This is a genomic window from Pseudomonas sp. 2822-15, from assembly GCF_002742515.1.
GTDB classification, from domain to species: Bacteria; Pseudomonadota; Gammaproteobacteria; order Pseudomonadales; family Pseudomonadaceae; genus Aquipseudomonas; species Aquipseudomonas salomonii.
Window position 1 is genome coordinate 1 of record NZ_LJRY01000073.1, and the last position, 265, is coordinate 265.

Annotated in this window: 1 protein-coding gene; it reads left to right on the forward strand. The window is 37.0% G+C overall.

The features are described from left to right. A partial coding sequence (locus tag AOA59_RS00445) for a VanZ family protein (RefSeq protein ID WP_143522725.1) occupies positions 1-245 on the forward strand: 245 nt, incomplete at its 5' end. Positions 246-265 lie beyond the last annotated feature (20 nt).

Below are 265 nucleotides of genomic sequence, written 5' to 3' on the forward strand. Positions count from 1 at the left end.
ATATAGGATTGTTCATCCCTTTTGGGGTGTATTACCGTTCTGTAAGTCTGCATTCATCTTTTAAAAAACTAGGGTTAATTGCAATAATAGCTATTTGTACGATTGAAACAAGTCAGTTCCTGACAAAAAGAGGCAGTCTAGACATCGACGACCTCATTCTTAACGTGTTAGGGGTCTCACTTGGATATTTCCTATACACTATACTGGAAAAAGTCTTTGAAAAAAATAAGGTAGACTGCGACTGACCCAAATGGTGTATTAACTC